Here is a 16,171-nt window from a genome sequence, read left to right on the forward strand (position 1 = left end):
GTAACAAATTTCACATATATTTTTCACAAAAAAGGCGGCTCTTCGCATGAAGAGTCGCCTACGTCAAATTTGAGTGATCACCGTTTTGCGTAAATAGTGATGCAACTGTTCCATCGGGATCGGTTTACTGTAATGATATCCCTGGATGAGCGAACCACTATATTCTAATACGAATGCTAATTGTTCTGGTCGTTCGACCCCTTCCGTAACGATATCGAGGCCGAGTGTATGGAACGTTTGGTATAACCCTTCTAACAACGCACGATCAAACTTATTCTCCGGAATCCCTTTGACGAAGTTCTGGTCAATTTTAATGATATCGAGACGTAGGGACTGAAGGTAAGATAGCGATGACGTGCCGACACCAAAATCATCAAGTGATATTTTGACACCGATTGTCTTCAAGGCATGAATGAACTGTTGAAGTTCATATACATTCCCACCGACTTCGCTCTCTGTGATTTCTACATGAAGACGGTGAGGTGGAAAGTCCGTTCGGGCGAGCGTTTCTTCCAACGCCTCTAAAAACGATCCATCTAAAATCTGACGTTTCGATACATTGACAGATAAGAATAAATCAAAGCGTTCCGCGTAGTCTTGAATCTCTGTAATGGCTCGGACGAGTACCCATCTCCCCACATCCGAGATGAGTCCGAGTTGTTCTGCGACGGGAATAAAAATGCCCGGTGAAACGAAACCTTTTTGAGGGTGGTTCCAACGAATCAATGCCTCCACCCCTCTCACTTGAAACGGTTTCGGGGAAACGATTGGTTGATAGTACAGTTCAAATTCATCGTGACGTAGCGCATATCGTAAATCTCGCTCCATCTCGAGTGCCTGCAAGTAATGGCTTCCATCCTCGATGTCCTGATACGTAAGGATGTTGTCTTTCCCTGATGCCTTGACTTCGTGTAAGACGACGTCGAGACGCGCCATCATGACCTCGTATGAATGATGGGACGGTTCCAACTCATCGATTCCGATACTTAATGTCAGATGATTCATTCCTTGCTTCAAACCCCATTCTCTCAAATCCTTCACCAATTGATTCGCAACAATCAGTAACTCTTCGGTCGCCCATCCGGGATGAATCATAATAAACTCATCGGCCCCAATCCGCGCAACAAAACCTTCCTCTTTGTAAAACATTAACCGAGATGCAAAGAAGGTCAGCATCGCATCACCTGTCCGTTGACCGAATTGGTCGTTAATCCGTCGGAAGTTATCGAGGTCAATCCCCATCACCCCGATCGAACGGGAAGTATCCGGTATATTCATAAACATGTCTTCGACGGCCAAACGGTTCGGTAGACGTGTCAAGGAATCTCGAAAGGCACGCGTCAACGACTCTTTCTGTGTCTGTTCCAGCGCATCGAGCACTTCGTTCATACTGATGGCCATCTCTTCGATTTCATCCCGCTGGCTCGGGTTTAAGCGAATTCGTAAACGACTATTTCGCTCTTTCGTAATCCACTTCAATTCTTTGACGATGGCCATTAATCGTTTCGTGATGATTTGGTTCACGGTCCAAAACAATGTCAACAACAGACCAATACCGAGGACCAATAGCCCGAGCATGCCTGTTTCAAGCATCGTCTGCGTGTTGGTATAGTACGTACGCTTCACTGAGAAATTGACTTCCCAGTTCGCATCTTGATAGACCGACTGCAATGGTAAAGAGACACGGGCAAACTGATTGTCTTGTTCAATCGTTAACCGTTGATGCGAAAGCGGACTGATGGATAATTTCGTTTTTGCCTGTACACTTAAAGCCGCCATGAAGTCCGGACCAATTTTTTGAATCAGGACAAGCGTCCCCCCCGGCTCGCCTGTTCCATCACTTTTCACAATCGGATGGCTCATGAAAACGACGGGACCATAGTCGGTACCATATACCGCACTTTGTGTGACTCCAGACGAGTTGACGTGTCGCACCAGTTCGTTCAGGAAAACATTCTTTTCTTCTATATTGTCCAATTCATAAAATTGATTGAATTCGGAGTAGACAACCTCTCGATTTTGGTCGAGGAAAATCATCGCCCCGACTCCTAAATTGTCGAGCGTTTCTTCCCCCATATTATTTTCGATAAAGGCATCGTTTTTGTTTTGTACGAAATCGTAAGCGTTCGTCCAAACCGACCAGTCGACAAGGATGCGTTCGAGTGTGCTTCGATGATTGGCGAACACTTCTGACACGCTCTCGATTTGATCGCGGGTCATCGCCTGATCCTGCTCAATGCTCTTTTCTACAAAATACGGTTTGATGACAAACAGAATGACACCAATGAAGAGTACGATGTTAACGGCAATCGCAATGAATAATTTTGTTTGAACACGCAGGTCGACCACCCTCTTTCTACAAACTACTTTAATATTGTAGAACAGGATATCGGGATTTCCTTTTTTTCGCATGAAAAAAAGGATGGGTTGACCCATCCTTTAAATAATCTGTGTAAACGCTCGCGACCCGATGTCCGTTCGATGGAACGTCTTCGGCAAATCGAGTTGTTCAATCGCTTCATATACGGCTGTCTTCGCTTCAAGTAACGTCGGTTTCGTCGCGGTAACGACGAGCAAGCGGCCACCGTTCCCAATGACTTGACCTTCCTGTTGTACAGTCCCCGCATGAAAGACGAGAACGTCCTTCGGGAGCGTCTCAAACCCAGACAACACTTGCCCTGTAACAGGTCGATCCGGATAACCCTTCGCTGCGATGACGACACCCATCGTATACCCATCAATCCATTCAATCGGATACGTTTCTTGACGGACGACCGCTTGAATCACATCAAGGAGTGGTGATGTCAAATTCGGTAAGATGACTTCCGTTTCCGGGTCACCGAAGCGCGCATTGAATTCGATTACTTTTGGACCAGTCGATGTCAAGATGAGACCAGCATACAAGAATCCCTCAAACGGCGTCCCTCGTTTGACCATTGTTTGAGCGAGCGGTTCTAACACCGTCTTCACCGCTTCTTCGTATACATGCTCTGATAGATGCGGCATCGGGCTGTAAGCACCCATACCGCCCGTATTCGGTCCCTGGTCACCGTCATAAGCACGTTTATGATCCTGAGACGTAATCATCGGAATGACACGCTCTCCCGAGACGAATGCCATGAGTGAAAACTCTTCCCCATCAAGGAATTCTTCGATGACGACCTGTGATTGTTGTCCGAATTTATCCGTCGTGAAAATATCACGTACAGCCGATTCCGCCTCTTCCACCGTGAATGCGACCGTGACACCTTTCCCAGCAGCTAGTCCATCCGCCTTGACGACGAGCGGGGCCCCAAGCTTCTGAATATAGGTGAGCGCCGACTCTGCGTCCGTAAACGCCTCATACGCCGCTGTCGGGATGCCCGCCTCCATCATGACCTCTTTTGCGAACGCCTTGCTTCCCTCGAGCAAGGCCGCTGCTTTCGTCGGTCCGAAGATGTTCAATCCTTTGGCACGGAACGTATCGACGACCCCTGCCATCAAGGAAGATTCTGGTCCGACAATCGTCCACTCGATGTCCGTCTCTTCTGCAAACTGAGCGAGCGCCTCGACGTCCGTCTCATTGATTGACACAGACGTCATGCCCTCCATAAAGTCATTACCTGGTGCAACGAAGACGTGATGTCCGTCTTGTTTTAATTTCCATGCGAGCGCATGCTCGCGTCCTCCTCGACCGATGACCATTACGTTCATGACGCGAACCCCTCTCAGTGTTTGAAATGTCTGACGGATGTGAATACCATCGTGATCCCATGACGATTTGCCGCTTCAATCGATTCGGCATCGCGGATTGACCCACCTGGTTGGATGATGGCTGTAATACCTGCCGCTGCTGCCGCTTCGACCGTGTCTGCCATTGGGAAGAACGCGTCACTTCCAAGCGCTGCACCTGTCGCACGTTCACCCGCTTGTTCGAATGCGATTTTTGCAGCTCCGACGCGGTTCATCTGCCCAGCACCGATTCCAATCGTCGTCTCATCTTTCGCTACGACAATGGCGTTCGACTTCACGTGTTTGACGACACGCCATGCGAGTTTTAAATCTTCCCATTCGGATGCAGTCGGGCGACGGTCCGTCACGATTTGGCACGCGGCGTCGTCGAGCGTCATGTCATCCCCATCTTGGACGAGCAATCCTCCAGCGACAGCCGTTAAGCGCATCCCTGTCATTTGTCCCATATCCAACGTTAACAAGCGAAGATTCTTCTTCTCTTTCAATCGTTCAAGTGCTGCCTCACTAAAGGATGGAGCAATGATGATCTCTAAAAAGATGTTGTGAAGGGCGTCTGCCGTTTCTAAATCGACTTCGCGGTTCAGGGCCACAATCCCGCCAAAAATAGAAACCGGGTCAGCCGCATGTGCACGTTCGAACGCCTGATGAATCGTCCGTCCGACTGCTACACCACAAGGATTCATGTGTTTGACGACGACGGCAGCCGGCTCGTTCAATTCACTGAGTGCTTCAAGCGCCGCGTTCGTATCTTGAATGTTGTTATACGAAAGTTCTTTCCCGTGAAGCTGTGTTGCATTCGCAAGTGTCATCCCGTCATATAAAGGCGTCTTATAGAACGCTGCTTGTTGATGCGGATTCTCCCCATAGCGAAGGTCTTGAACTTTTTCATACGTGACCGTCAACTGTTCTGGGAAGGTTTCCCCGATTTGGCGACCTAAATAGTCGGCAATTAACGCATCGTAAGCAGCCGTATGACGGAATGCTTTCGTAGCAAGACGTTGACGTGTCTCAAACGATGTGCCGCCTCCACGTACCTCATCTGCAACGAGTGTATAGTCACTTGGGTCGACGACGACCGTGACGCTCGCATGGTTTTTCGCAGCCGAACGCAACATGCTCGGTCCACCGATATCGATGTTTTCAATGGCTTCTTCATAAGTCGTGTTCTCTTTTGCAATCGTCTCTTTAAATGGATAGAGGTTGACGACCACGTAATCAATTGGCTCGATATCATGGTCTTTCATTTGTGCGACATGCGTCTCGAGGTCGCGACGCCCGAGCAATCCACCGTGAACGAGTGGGTGCAACGTCTTGACACGACCGTCTAACATCTCGGGAAACGCTGTCACTTCAGAGATGTTTTTGACTGGTAAACCGGCTTGTTGGAGTGCCGCCTCGGTTCCTCCTGTCGAGATGAGTTCAATGCCCGCCTCATGCAAGACTTTTGCTAATTCCACAATCCCTGTTTTATCAAAAACACTTAATAATGCTCTCACTTGAAAACCTCCTGTTGATTCAACACTTGTTGTAATACGCGCGGATACAGTTGATGTTCAATCGCTTGAATGCGTCGTGTCGCCTCAGTACGATCGCATCCTTCAATCTCTACAGTCGCTTGTGCGATGATGGGACCTGTGTCCATCCCCGCATCCACATAATGAACCGTCACGCCACTCGTAGGCACCTTAGCGTCAAGTGCCTGACCGATCGCGTCTTTCCCCGGAAACGCAGGTAAGAGCGAGGGATGAATGTTAATGATTCGGTTCGGATATGCGGATAGTAACACATTTCCGATTAGGCGCATATACCCCGCCAACACAATATAGTCTACTTGAAGTGAATCGAGAAGAACGAGGATTTCTTCCTCGAACTCCTCTTTGGACGAATATGTTTTCGGCGTAAAAGAAAAGCTAGGGATGTTGTAACGCTCCGCACGATCGAGAACCGTCGCTTCTGGTTTGTCCGTCACAAGCAACACGCATTCAGCTGATAATTGTCCATCGGCAATCGTCTTCCAAATGGCTTCAGCGTTACTCCCCGATCCTGACGCAAAGATGGCAAATCGCTTCATTGGTCGACTCCTGAGATTCGGATTCCCGGACGACTCTCGACTTTCCCAATTCGATGCGCTGTCTCACCGACACGTTCGAGCGCCGCTTCGACCACTTCTACATCTTCAGGACGTACCGTAATCATATAACCGATTCCCATATTGAAGACGTTGAACATTTCCTGTTTCGAGATGTTTCCGACTTGTTCGAGCCAGTCGAATACAGGAAGGCTTGGCCAATTGGATGCATCGAACGTAATTCCGAGCCCTTCCGGCAACATGCGAGGGACATTCTCATAAAAGCCACCGCCTGTAATATGTGCCATCCCTTGTACTTTCCCTGTCGAAATCGCTGCTTTCGCCGCTTCGGCATAAATTCGTGTCGGAAGAAGTAAGGCGTTCCCAAGTGTCGTGTCGAGCATCGCAATCTCATCCGTGTATTGGAGGTGTTGCGCGTCGACGATATGTCGGACGAGGGAGAACCCGTTTGAATGAACACCTGAAGAAGCGAGTCCGAGTACAATGTCTCCTACTTGAATCTTCGAACCGTCTAACAGGTTATCCTTTTCAACGACCCCGACCGCAAATCCGGCGATGTCGTACTCTCCATCCGGATACATACCTGGCATCTCAGCCGTTTCGCCACCGACAAGGGCACAACCGGCTTGGACACATCCTTCAGCGACCCCGGCGACGATGCGCTCGAGTTTAGCTGGTTCCGCTTTTCCGGTCGCGATATAGTCGAGGAAGTAAAGCGGTTCCGCTCCATGAACGAGGCAATCATTCACACACATGGCGACGCAATCAATTCCAATCGTGTCATGTTGGTCGAGTGCGAAAGCCAACTTCAGCTTCGTTCCGACCCCATCCGTCCCACTCACGAGAATCGGATGTTTCATGTTCATCGAGCCGAGGTCAATCATCGCCCCGAAACTACCGAGACCTGTCATCACTTCCGGACGCATCGTCCGAGCGACGTGACGTTTCATACGGGATACGGCTTCGTATCCTGCTTCTAAATTCACACCCGCTTGTTCATATCGAACGCTCATCGGTTATCCCCCTTAAGCCTTTGTCTCTGTCACGAGTTCTGCAAGTTCAGTCGGATAAAGTCCCGTGAAGCATGCAGCACACTGCCCGCGTAACGCTCCTTCGAATGGACGATCGATGGCTTCGACCGTTCCATCTAATGTGAGGAACGCTAGTGAATCGGCACCAATCTCTTCTCTGATTTCTTCAACGGATTTGGTTGCCGCAATTAACTCTTCCTTCGTTGATGTATCGATTCCGTAATAGCATGGATGCTTGATTGGCGGTGACGTGATGCGCACATGCACTTCCGTCGCGCCTGCCTCTCGAAGCAAGGTAACGATTCGGCGGCTCGTCGTTCCTCGGACGATGGAATCATCGACCATGATGACCCGCTTCCCATTCACGACACCGCGTAACGCCGACAGTTTCATCTTCACGCCGCGCTCCCGTAATTCCTGAGAAGGTTGAATGAATGTCCGTCCGACATAACGATTCTTAATGAGTCCCATCTCGTATGGGATTCCGCTCGCTTCGGCGTAACCGATTGCCGCGGAAATACTCGAGTCTGGTACACCCGTGACGACATCTGCTTCGACCGGCGCTTCTTCGAACATCTTTTTCCCCATGGCTTTACGCGCCGTATGCACGTTGATGCCATCGATGATCGAGTCTGGTCGTGAGAAGTAGATGTATTCCATCGAACACATCGCACGAACTGCCGCTTCACTGAAGCGTTCGGATGTGATGCCTTCACTCGTGATCATGAGTAGTTCCCCTGGTTCGACATCTCGGACGTACGTTGCTCCGACGACATCAAACGCACATGTCTCCGATGCGAAGACGTATGCACCGTCTTCTGTCTGTCCGAGTGACAAAGGACGTAATCCATGTACGTCGACTCCGACGTAAAGCGCGTCTTCCGTCAAAAACAAGAAAGCGAACGCTCCTACGAGGCGAGCCAAACTATCCGCGATCCGTTCTTTCAACGAATTGCCACGACTTCGCTTAATCAAATGAGCTACAACTTCCGTGTCAGACGTCGTCTGGAAGATGGCACCTTCCGCTTCGAGCATATGTTTTAACTCTGTCGCGTTCACGAGATTTCCGTTATGTGCCATCGCCAAATCACCTGTTAACGATTTGAAATGAAGTGGCTGAACGTTCTCTAGCGTGTTACCTCCCGCTGTCGAGTAACGCACGTGACCAATCGCATGATTCCCCGTGAGTGCGTCAAGTGACGTCTCATCAAACACCTCGGTGACGAGACCGAGTCCGCGCTTCGCATGGAGACGTTCTCCATCCGCCGTTACGATTCCCGTTCCTTCTTGGCCACGGTGTTGCAAACTGTGAAGTCCGTAATAGGCGAGGTGTGAAGCTTCGATGTGACCGAACACACCGAAGACTCCACACTCCTCATTCATGCCTCGGATGTCATATAACATGGAATAGCTCCTTCCCATACACGTTCCAACTCTTGCACATCCATTTCAATCAAACGGTCACTCGCACGAACGATAACGGTTGCCGCTTCTGTGACCGTTCCGATTGCTGTTCCGTTCGTCATACTCGCGAATGCCTCAGCTTGCGCTTGATCGACCGTCACGAGGAAGCGTGACTGTGATTCACTAAATAGCGCAGTGACGAGATCTGTATCGATTGTGACGTCAACACCGAACTCGGTTCCGAAAACAAGTTCCGGTAACGCTGCCGCAAGGCCGCCTTCTGACACATCGTGTGCCGCCGTGACAAGACCTTTACGAATCGCTTGAAGCAATGCCTTTTGCGTCATTTGCTCTTCTTGAAGATCGAGTGTCGGTGCATGACCGCTCACTTTTCCGTCTTGGAGCATTTGAAGGGCGCTTCCACCGAATTCTGCTTTCGTCTCACCGAGTAAGAAGACGACGTCTCCTGCTTGTTTCGCGAACGATGTCGTAATGTGCTCCGGCTTCTCAATGAGCCCGACCATTCCGACGACCGGTGTCGGGTAGATCGCTTGTCCGTTCGATTCGTTGTACAACGATACGTTCCCACCAATGACAGGTGTATCAAGCGTACGGCACGCTTCCGCCATCCCTTCAACGGCTTGGTCGAGTTGCCAGAATCCTTCCGGTTTATCTGGGCTTCCGAAGTTGAGGCAGTCCGTCAAGGCGAGTGGTTCTGCACCACTTGCGACGATGTTTCGAGCCGCCTCAGCGACAGCGATTGCCCCACCGACCCGTGGATCGAGATAGACGTACTTTGCGTTACAGTCTGTCGTCATCGCGAGCGATTTCTCCGTCTCACGGATGCGAATGACCGCGGCATCACTTCCTGGTGCGACGACTGTCGATGTTTGTACCATATGGTCGTATTGCTCATACACCCAACGTTTCGAAGCGATACTCGGCATCGCAAGGACGTCTTTCCATGTCGTCATCACGTCGTTGACGACCGGCGTAATTGGTTTCATCGCCTGGAACGCTTCGTAATATGCGGGTACTTTTGACGGTTTATGATAGACAGGAGCGTCTTCGGCGAGCGCGTCGACCGGTACTTCGGCTGCGACTTCTCCTTGGTGAACGAGGCGAAGCACTTTCTCCTCGATGACTTCTCCTACCTTGATCGCGTGAAGTCCCCACTTCGTCACAATCGCTTCAATCTCGGCTTCATGTCCGGCTTTGACAACGAGAAGCATCCGTTCTTGCGATTCCGATAACATCATCTCGTAAGGCGTCATGCCTGTCTCACGTTGCGGGACGAGGTCCAAGTTCATCTCGATCCCCATGCCAGCTTTTGAGGCCATCTCCGCTGAAGAAGATGTCAATCCGGCTGCTCCCATGTCTTGAATCCCGACGAGCGCTGGGTGCTTGATGACTTCGAGACACGCTTCAATCAATAACTTCTCCATGAACGGGTCTCCGACTTGTACGGCTGGACGTTTCTCGTCTGCGTCTTCCCCGAGTTCTTCAGAAGCGAACGTGGCACCATGGATCCCGTCGCGTCCTGTCGTTGCACCGACATACATGACCGAGTTCCCGACACCTTCTGCGATTCCTTTTTGAATATCTTCATGCCGGATGAAACCGACACACATCGCGTTGACGAGAGGATTTCCTGAGTAAGCCGGATCAAATGCGACTTCACCGCCGACAGTCGGGATGCCGACACAGTTTCCATAACCGGCGATGCCTGATACGACATGACCGAATAAATGTTTCACACGTGATTCGTTCAAATCTCCGAAACGGAGCGAGTTCAACAATGCAATCGGACGGGCACCCATCGAGAAGATATCGCGGATGATTCCACCCACCCCAGTCGCGGCGCCTTGATAAGGTTCGATTGCTGACGGGTGGTTATGACTCTCGATTTTAAAGGCGACAGCTTGACCGTCTCCGATATCGACGATTCCTGCCCCTTCTCCCGGTCCTTGTAAAACGTGCTTACCGGTTGTAGGAAACTTCCGGAGCACAGGTTTCGAGTTTTTGTACGAACAGTGTTCAGACCACATGACCGAGAAGAGACCGATTTCTGTATAGTTTGGCTCTCGACCAAGTAGTGAGACGACGAGTGCATATTCGTCGTCTGATAATCCCATCGTGGCATAGATCTTTTCATCACGGATTTGTGTAGCTGTCGGTTCAGTTGTAAGTAACATGTCGTGCCCCCCATTTTACGATTGACGTGAATAACCGTTTACCGTCTTCCCCACCTAGTAGCGCTTCGACCGCACGCTCCGGGTGTGGCATCATGCCGAGTACATTTCCTGCCTCGTTCGTGATACCAGCGATATTTTCGACCGACCCGTTCGGATTCTCTTTATAGGTGAACGCGATCTGACCTTTTGCCTTCAATGTCTCAAGTGTTGCCTCGTCACAGTAGTAGTTGCCCTCACCGTGTGCGATTGGGACCCGAATTGTTTCCTGTGCCGCATAATCACTAGTGAACATCGTCTCATTATTTTCGACGACGAGTTCGACTGTCTTACACATGAATTTCAAATCACGGTTTCGCATCAACACACCTGGAAGTAACCCTGCTTCGACGAGTACTTGGAATCCGTTACATACCCCAAGAACCGGACGTCCTTCTTCTGCGAAACGCTTCACCTCAGCCATAATCGGTGAAAATTGAGCAATCGACCCACAGCGCAAGTAATCGCCATATGAGAAGCCACCTGGTAAGAGGACCCCATCGAATCCTTCAAGTGATGTTTCTGTATGGAACACGTATTCCGCTTCTTCCCCGAGCACGTCTTTTACCGCATGGTACATGTCGAGGTCACAGTTTGATCCTGGAAAGACGATGACCGCGAACTTCATGCAAGTACCCCCATCTCGATCTCATAATTCTCAATGACCGTGTTGACGAGTAACTTCTCACACATTTCTTTGACCATGTCTTCTGTTGTCTCGTCAGCAACTTGAAGCTCAATGACCTTCCCGATGCGGACCGACTCAATCCCAGCGAATCCAAGATGTTCGAGTCCACCTTTCACGGCAACTCCTTGTGGGTCGAGTACACTTTCACGTAATGTCACATACACGTTTACTTTTTTCATTGTCCGTTTCCCCCTATGCGTGTTAACAATTGTCCATACGTCTCAGTCAAAGAACCTAAATCGCGACGAAATACATCTTTATCGAGCTTTTGTTTCGTCTCTTTGTCCCACAAGCGGCATGTATCTGGTGAAATCTCATCCGCTAAGATGATCGTTCCGTCTACTTTTCCAAACTCTAGTTTGAAATCAATCACGTCAATGCCATGTTGGCCGAAGAAATCGAGCAATACATCGTTTACCCAAAGACCTAGTTGTCGCAATGTTTCGACTTCTTTATGTGTAGCGACTTGCAACAAACGGATATGGTCTTCCGTAAGCAACGGATCCCCAAGGGCATCATCTTTATAGTAGAACTCGACAATCGGTGCGAGGAGCGGCGTCCCTTCTTCCCAACCGAGTCGTTTCGCCAGACTACCGGCCGCTACGTTTCGAACGACTACTTCTAACGGAATGATGTCCACACGGCGGACTAACTGTTCCCGCTCTGAGATTCGTTTGATAAAGTGCGTCGGAATCTTGTTATCATGCATCAATTCGAACAACTGGGTCGTGATGGCGTTGTTGAGAATCCCTTTTCCATCAATCGACTCTTTCTTCTCTCCATTGAATGCCGTTGCATCATCTTTGTAATATACGCGAAGCACACCCGCTTCTTCTGTCTCAAATAACGCTTTCGCTTTGCCTTCATAAATTGCTTTCATCTGAACCGTCCCCCTTAAAAGTGAGAGGGGCATATCGCCCCTCAACGATTACAAACCACAGCGTTCAAAAATCGTATCGACACGGCGTACATGATAACGCGGGTCGAACAACTCATCGAGCTCTTCACTCGTAAAGAGTGCGCCCATTTCTTTGTCCTCTTCAATCAATGTCCGGAACATTGTTTCTTCTTCCCATGCCTGCATCGCCTTCGGTTGAACCGCGTCATATGCAGCCTCGCGCGACCAGCCTTTCTCGATGAGACCGAGTAGAATACGTTGTGAGAAGATGATCCCAAACGTACGGTCCATGTTACGACGCATATTCTCTGGGAACACCGTCAAATTCTTCACAATATTACCGAAGCGATTCAACATATAGTTGAGAAGAATCGTCGCGTCCGGGATGATGATGCGTTCTGCCGATGAGTGCGAGATGTCACGTTCATGCCAGAGCGGAACATTTTCGTAAGCCGTCACCATATGACCGCGAATCACACGTGCAAGACCTGTCATGTTTTCAGAACCGATTGGATTCCGCTTATGCGGCATCGCCGACGATCCTTTTTGTCCTTTTGCGAAAAACTCTTCCACTTCGCGTGTCTCTGTTTTTTGAAGACCACGAATCTCGGTTGCCATTTTTTCAATCGATGTCGCAATCAATGCGAGCGTCGACATATACTCGGCATGGCGGTCGCGTTGTAGCGTCTGTGTCGAGATTGGTGCAGCTTGAATACCGAGCTTGTCACAGACGTATGACTCGATGAACGGGTCAATATTTGCGAATGTCCCAACGGCTCCACTCATTTTCCCAAACTCAATCGTTTCGCGTGCTGCCATGAAACGTTTTTTGTTGCGTTTCATTTCTTCATACCAAAGGGCGAGCTTCAAGCCGAACGTCGTCGGTTCCGCATGTACACCGTGTGTACGTCCCATCATGATGTCATATTTATGTGCTTTTGCTTTTTCTGCAAGAATGCCGATGAAGCGATCTAAATCGGCTTCTAAAATATCATTCGCCTGCTTGATTAAGTACGAGAGCGCCGTATCGACGACATCCGTCGACGTCAATCCGTAGTGTACCCACTTTTTCTCTTCTCCGAGTGTCTCGGAGACCGCACGCGTGAACGCAATCACATCGTGACGCGTCTCTTGTTCAATTTCTAAAATACGGTCAACATCAAACGATGCTTTGTTCCAAAGGACCTGTACATCTTCTTTCGGGATAATCCCAAGTTCACTCCAAGCCTCACAAGCGTAAAGTTCAACTTTTAGCCAAGCCTCGAACTTGTTTTGATCAGTCCAAATGTTCGCCATCTCTGGGCGGGTGTAGCGTGAAATCATAAAACGGTCTCCTTCCAAATTGCCAGTTGTTCGATGGTATGAAGCGCATCCTCGACCGTGTCACCGAGAACATTCAAGTGTCCCATTTTGCGACCTGTCTTCGCTTCATCTTTTCCATACAGATGTAGTTTAACATTCGAAGGCAATGCTTTGACATTGAGTCGTTGCATATGCTCGCCGAGAAGATTGACCATCACGACAGGCGTTTTCAATGTTGTCCGTCCGAGACGCATTCCCGTCACGGCTCGAATGTGTTGTTCAAATTGTGAGGTTTCACAAGCATCAATCGTATAGTGCCCAGAATTATGGGGACGTGGTGCGAGTTCGTTTACGTAAAGGCGACCATCTGACATGACAAACAGCTCGACAGCGAGTGTTCCCATTAATCCGATATGGTCAGCAAGCTGAAGCGCAAGGTGTCTCGCATCTTCTTGAATCTCATCCGCCACACGAGCTGGTACGATCGATAGATGTAGAATGTTGTTATGATGAATATTTTCACTAATTGGGAACGTTGACGTTTCTTCTTCTCCACGTGTCACAATGACCGAGATTTCTTTTTCAAAAGGCAACCAAGCTTCAGCGACATATTCTTGCTCGGTGAACTGTTCAATGAATGCCTGAACATCTTGTTCCGTCCGAATGACCGTCTGTCCTTTTCCGTCATAACCAAAACGACACGTTTTGATGACAAATGGCAACCCGAGCTCCTCTCTCGCCTCACGAACATCTCGAACGGTACGGACTGAACAATAAGGCGCGACTCGTAAACCAGCTGACTCAATCATTTGTTTTTCTAAAATACGATGCTGCGTCGCTTTCAATACATCCATTCCTTGTGGACATTTCTCTTCAATCGCTGCAATCATTTCTGTGTCAATATTCTCGAATTCATACGTTACAACGTCTGAACGGTCAGCAAGTTTCTTTGCGGCATCAACATCATCAAATGAAGCAACGATTGAATCCGCCACTTGAGCAGTCGGTGCATGTGGGTTTGGGTCTAGACAAAGTGTCGTGTATCCCATTGCACTTGCACTAAGAGACATCATTCGTCCGAGCTGTCCTCCGCCTAAGATTCCGATTCTCATTAGACTAACTCCTCCGTTCCTCGCATAGCCATCTCTTGTTTTTTCTCCCGAAACGATTCAAGTCGCTGCGTGATTTCTTTGGAGTTAATACTGAGAATTTGAGCAGCGAGTAGTCCCGCGTTCGTCGCGCCAGCCTTACCGATTGCCACAGTTGCTACTGGCACTCCCGCAGGCATCTGAACGATTGATAGTAGTGAATCCATTCCATTGAGTGCTTTGGACTGAACTGGGACACCGATGACAGGGAGTGTCGTTTTAGCAGCCACCATTCCAGGAAGATGAGCTGCGCCACCAGCACCAGCGATAATAACTTGAATGCCTCTACTTCGTGCCTCTTCCGCATATTCGAACATAAGGTCTGGTGTTCGATGAGCCGAGACAACTTGTTTCTCGTATGGAATCTGTAACTCATCTAACAAGTCACAAGTATGTTTCATCGTCTCCCAATCAGATGAACTACCCATAATTACTCCAACCACTGCGTTCATTCCAAATGTCCCCCTTACAAAAAGAAATCCCTAAACCGAGCAATCAGTTTAGGGTATAGGCATGACAAATACACGTCAGCTACACCCCATAGTCTGATCAGAGTCGGTGATCAGGTAGAAACTTGCAAGCCATTTCCTTGCGATTATATGGAGCACTATTTATTTTTCCTATCTCACACGCCTATCGTACCTTGTTCTTTGAAAACATGTCAATAAACTGCGAACATTTTAATTGTCTGAATATTTATCGTTCGCTTTTTTGATATTATCGGCGCAAGTTTCTCTGATAATGTATGCTATTGAAAAAGGGGGAGTTAGATGAGTTATATCGCAGGTCTACGTGAAGTGATTGGGAATCGCCCAATCATCAGTGTGGGAGCGACCATTTTGGTCATCAATCAAAAGCAAGAGGTACTGATGCAATTCCGATCGGATACACTTGATTGGGGTTTACCAGGAGGATCGATGGAACTCGGGGAAACATTGGAAGAAGTCGCTGCACGAGAATTGAAAGAAGAAACTGGGCTTCTCGCTGAGCACTTTGAATTAATCCAAGTCTTTTCCGGTCCAGACGGTTACTTTAAATATCCGAACGGAGACGAGACATACGGTGTCATTCATTTATACCAAGCAAAAGGAGTACGTGGAGAACTCGTCATGGAAGATGGTGAAAGTTTGGCTCTTGAGTACTTTAGTAAAGAAAACCTTCCTATAAAGATAGAGAAACGTGCTCAAACTTTATTGGATACGCTTGGAGATCGATGCTTTGAGCGTGAGCATTCATTTTGAGACATAAAAAAAGCCGTCACACAGAGTCGTGTGACGGCTTGGCATTAGGATTCTTTAGAGACGCATTCAAATAAAATCGATTGATGGGAATGGACAGGTTCATCTTTGGCTCCCGTTTGCTCAAAGACGGGCTTTTCAATGCGGCGTATAGGACGATAACCCATTTCGTTGATTCGATCTAAACATTCGCTGACCGTTTCATTTGGTTCGACATATACTTTGATCTTCTTAGCCATTTCTTACGTCCTCTCTTCCACTAAACTGAATCGATGATAAGAAAAAACGGCGGCCCTTGAGCGAATGCTCCAGAACCACCGTTTGCCTGGCAACGTCCTATCCTCACAGGGGGAGATCCCCCAACTACTTTCGGCGCTGAGACGCTTAACTTCCGTGTTCGGCATGGGAAC

At 48.9% G+C, this 16,171-nt stretch carries 15 protein-coding genes, 1 rRNA gene and 1 riboswitch; of the genes, 1 reads left to right on the forward strand and 15 read right to left on the reverse strand.

The genetic code is table 11. The features are described from left to right. Positions 1 to 63: 63 nt before the first annotated feature. The 13 genes from KNO91_RS13125 to purE form a co-directional block, all read right to left on the reverse strand. Positions 64 to 2,349, reverse strand: coding sequence for a bifunctional diguanylate cyclase/phosphodiesterase (locus KNO91_RS13125; RefSeq protein WP_214818330.1), 2,286 nt, complete (start codon positions 2,347 to 2,349; stop codon positions 64 to 66). Positions 2,350 to 2,439: 90 nt separating this feature from the next. Further along, positions 2,440 to 3,693, reverse strand: a complete 1,254-nt coding sequence (gene purD, locus KNO91_RS13130) for a phosphoribosylamine--glycine ligase (protein ID WP_214818332.1) — start codon at positions 3,691 to 3,693, stop codon at positions 2,440 to 2,442. Between the two features lie 14 nt (positions 3,694 to 3,707). Further along, entirely contained in the window at positions 3,708 to 5,228 is a 1,521-nt protein-coding gene (gene purH / locus KNO91_RS13135) for a bifunctional phosphoribosylaminoimidazolecarboxamide formyltransferase/IMP cyclohydrolase (RefSeq protein ID WP_214818334.1), read from the reverse strand. Then, the gene (purN, locus tag KNO91_RS13140; RefSeq protein ID WP_214796228.1) at positions 5,225 to 5,803 is read right to left on the reverse strand and encodes a phosphoribosylglycinamide formyltransferase; all 579 of its coding nucleotides are present in this window, start codon (positions 5,801 to 5,803) and stop codon (positions 5,225 to 5,227) included. Before purN ends, purH begins: the two co-directional genes overlap by 4 nt. Continuing rightward, on the reverse strand, positions 5,800 to 6,834 hold the full coding sequence (purM, locus tag KNO91_RS13145; protein WP_214796226.1) for a phosphoribosylformylglycinamidine cyclo-ligase: 1,035 nt from the start codon (positions 6,832 to 6,834) through the stop codon (positions 5,800 to 5,802). The genes purN and purM overlap by 4 nt, the downstream gene beginning before the upstream one ends. A gap of 12 nt (positions 6,835 to 6,846) precedes the next feature. After that, positions 6,847 to 8,256: an amidophosphoribosyltransferase gene (purF, locus tag KNO91_RS13150; protein ID WP_214796221.1), complete on the reverse strand. Its 1,410-nt coding sequence runs from the start codon at positions 8,254 to 8,256 to the stop codon at positions 6,847 to 6,849. Then, a complete protein-coding gene (gene purL / locus KNO91_RS13155) occupies positions 8,232 to 10,451 on the reverse strand; it encodes a phosphoribosylformylglycinamidine synthase subunit PurL (protein ID WP_214818337.1) in 2,220 nt (739 codons plus the stop codon). Before purL ends, purF begins: the two co-directional genes overlap by 25 nt. Continuing rightward, on the reverse strand, positions 10,435 to 11,115 hold the full coding sequence (purQ, locus tag KNO91_RS13160; RefSeq protein ID WP_214790809.1) for a phosphoribosylformylglycinamidine synthase subunit PurQ: 681 nt from the start codon (positions 11,113 to 11,115) through the stop codon (positions 10,435 to 10,437). Before purQ ends, purL begins: the two co-directional genes overlap by 17 nt. After that, positions 11,112 to 11,354, reverse strand: a complete 243-nt coding sequence (gene purS, locus KNO91_RS13165) for a phosphoribosylformylglycinamidine synthase subunit PurS (RefSeq protein WP_074032936.1) — start codon at positions 11,352 to 11,354, stop codon at positions 11,112 to 11,114. Before purS ends, purQ begins: the two co-directional genes overlap by 4 nt. Beyond that, positions 11,351 to 12,055 (reverse strand): phosphoribosylaminoimidazolesuccinocarboxamide synthase, encoded by a 705-nt coding sequence (gene purC, locus KNO91_RS13170; protein ID WP_147536348.1) that lies wholly within the window; start codon positions 12,053 to 12,055, stop codon positions 11,351 to 11,353. The genes purS and purC overlap by 4 nt, the downstream gene beginning before the upstream one ends. 48 nt (positions 12,056 to 12,103) lie before the next feature. Continuing rightward, positions 12,104 to 13,396, reverse strand: a complete 1,293-nt coding sequence (purB, locus tag KNO91_RS13175) for an adenylosuccinate lyase (RefSeq protein WP_214790813.1) — start codon at positions 13,394 to 13,396, stop codon at positions 12,104 to 12,106. Further along, positions 13,393 to 14,487, reverse strand: coding sequence for a 5-(carboxyamino)imidazole ribonucleotide synthase (purK, locus tag KNO91_RS13180; protein ID WP_214818339.1), 1,095 nt, complete (start codon positions 14,485 to 14,487; stop codon positions 13,393 to 13,395). Before purK ends, purB begins: the two co-directional genes overlap by 4 nt. Further along, positions 14,487 to 14,975, reverse strand: a complete 489-nt coding sequence (purE, locus tag KNO91_RS13185) for a 5-(carboxyamino)imidazole ribonucleotide mutase (RefSeq protein WP_214818341.1) — start codon at positions 14,973 to 14,975, stop codon at positions 14,487 to 14,489. Before purE ends, purK begins: the two co-directional genes overlap by 1 nt. 69 nt (positions 14,976 to 15,044) lie before the next feature. After that, positions 15,045 to 15,146: riboswitch (purine riboswitch) on the reverse strand. 147 nt (positions 15,147 to 15,293) lie between these two features. Between purE and KNO91_RS13190 the strand changes: the two genes are divergently transcribed. Further along, complete coding sequence (locus KNO91_RS13190; protein WP_214818343.1) at positions 15,294 to 15,764, forward strand: NUDIX hydrolase; 471 nt, start codon at positions 15,294 to 15,296, stop codon at positions 15,762 to 15,764. Positions 15,765 to 15,808: 44 nt separating this feature from the next. Here KNO91_RS13190 and KNO91_RS13195 read toward each other — a convergent pair whose 3' ends face one another. After that, the gene (locus tag KNO91_RS13195; RefSeq protein ID WP_015880702.1) at positions 15,809 to 16,000 is read right to left on the reverse strand and encodes an NETI motif-containing protein; all 192 of its coding nucleotides are present in this window, start codon (positions 15,998 to 16,000) and stop codon (positions 15,809 to 15,811) included. An 84-nt stretch (positions 16,001 to 16,084) separates the two neighbouring features. Continuing rightward, positions 16,085 to 16,171: ribosomal RNA gene (gene rrf / locus KNO91_RS13200) — 5S ribosomal RNA — on the reverse strand; the annotation flags it as partial.

The sequence above is a fragment of the Exiguobacterium sp. s59 genome, assembly GCF_018617475.1.
Classification (GTDB): domain Bacteria; phylum Bacillota; class Bacilli; order Exiguobacteriales; family Exiguobacteriaceae; genus Exiguobacterium; species Exiguobacterium aestuarii.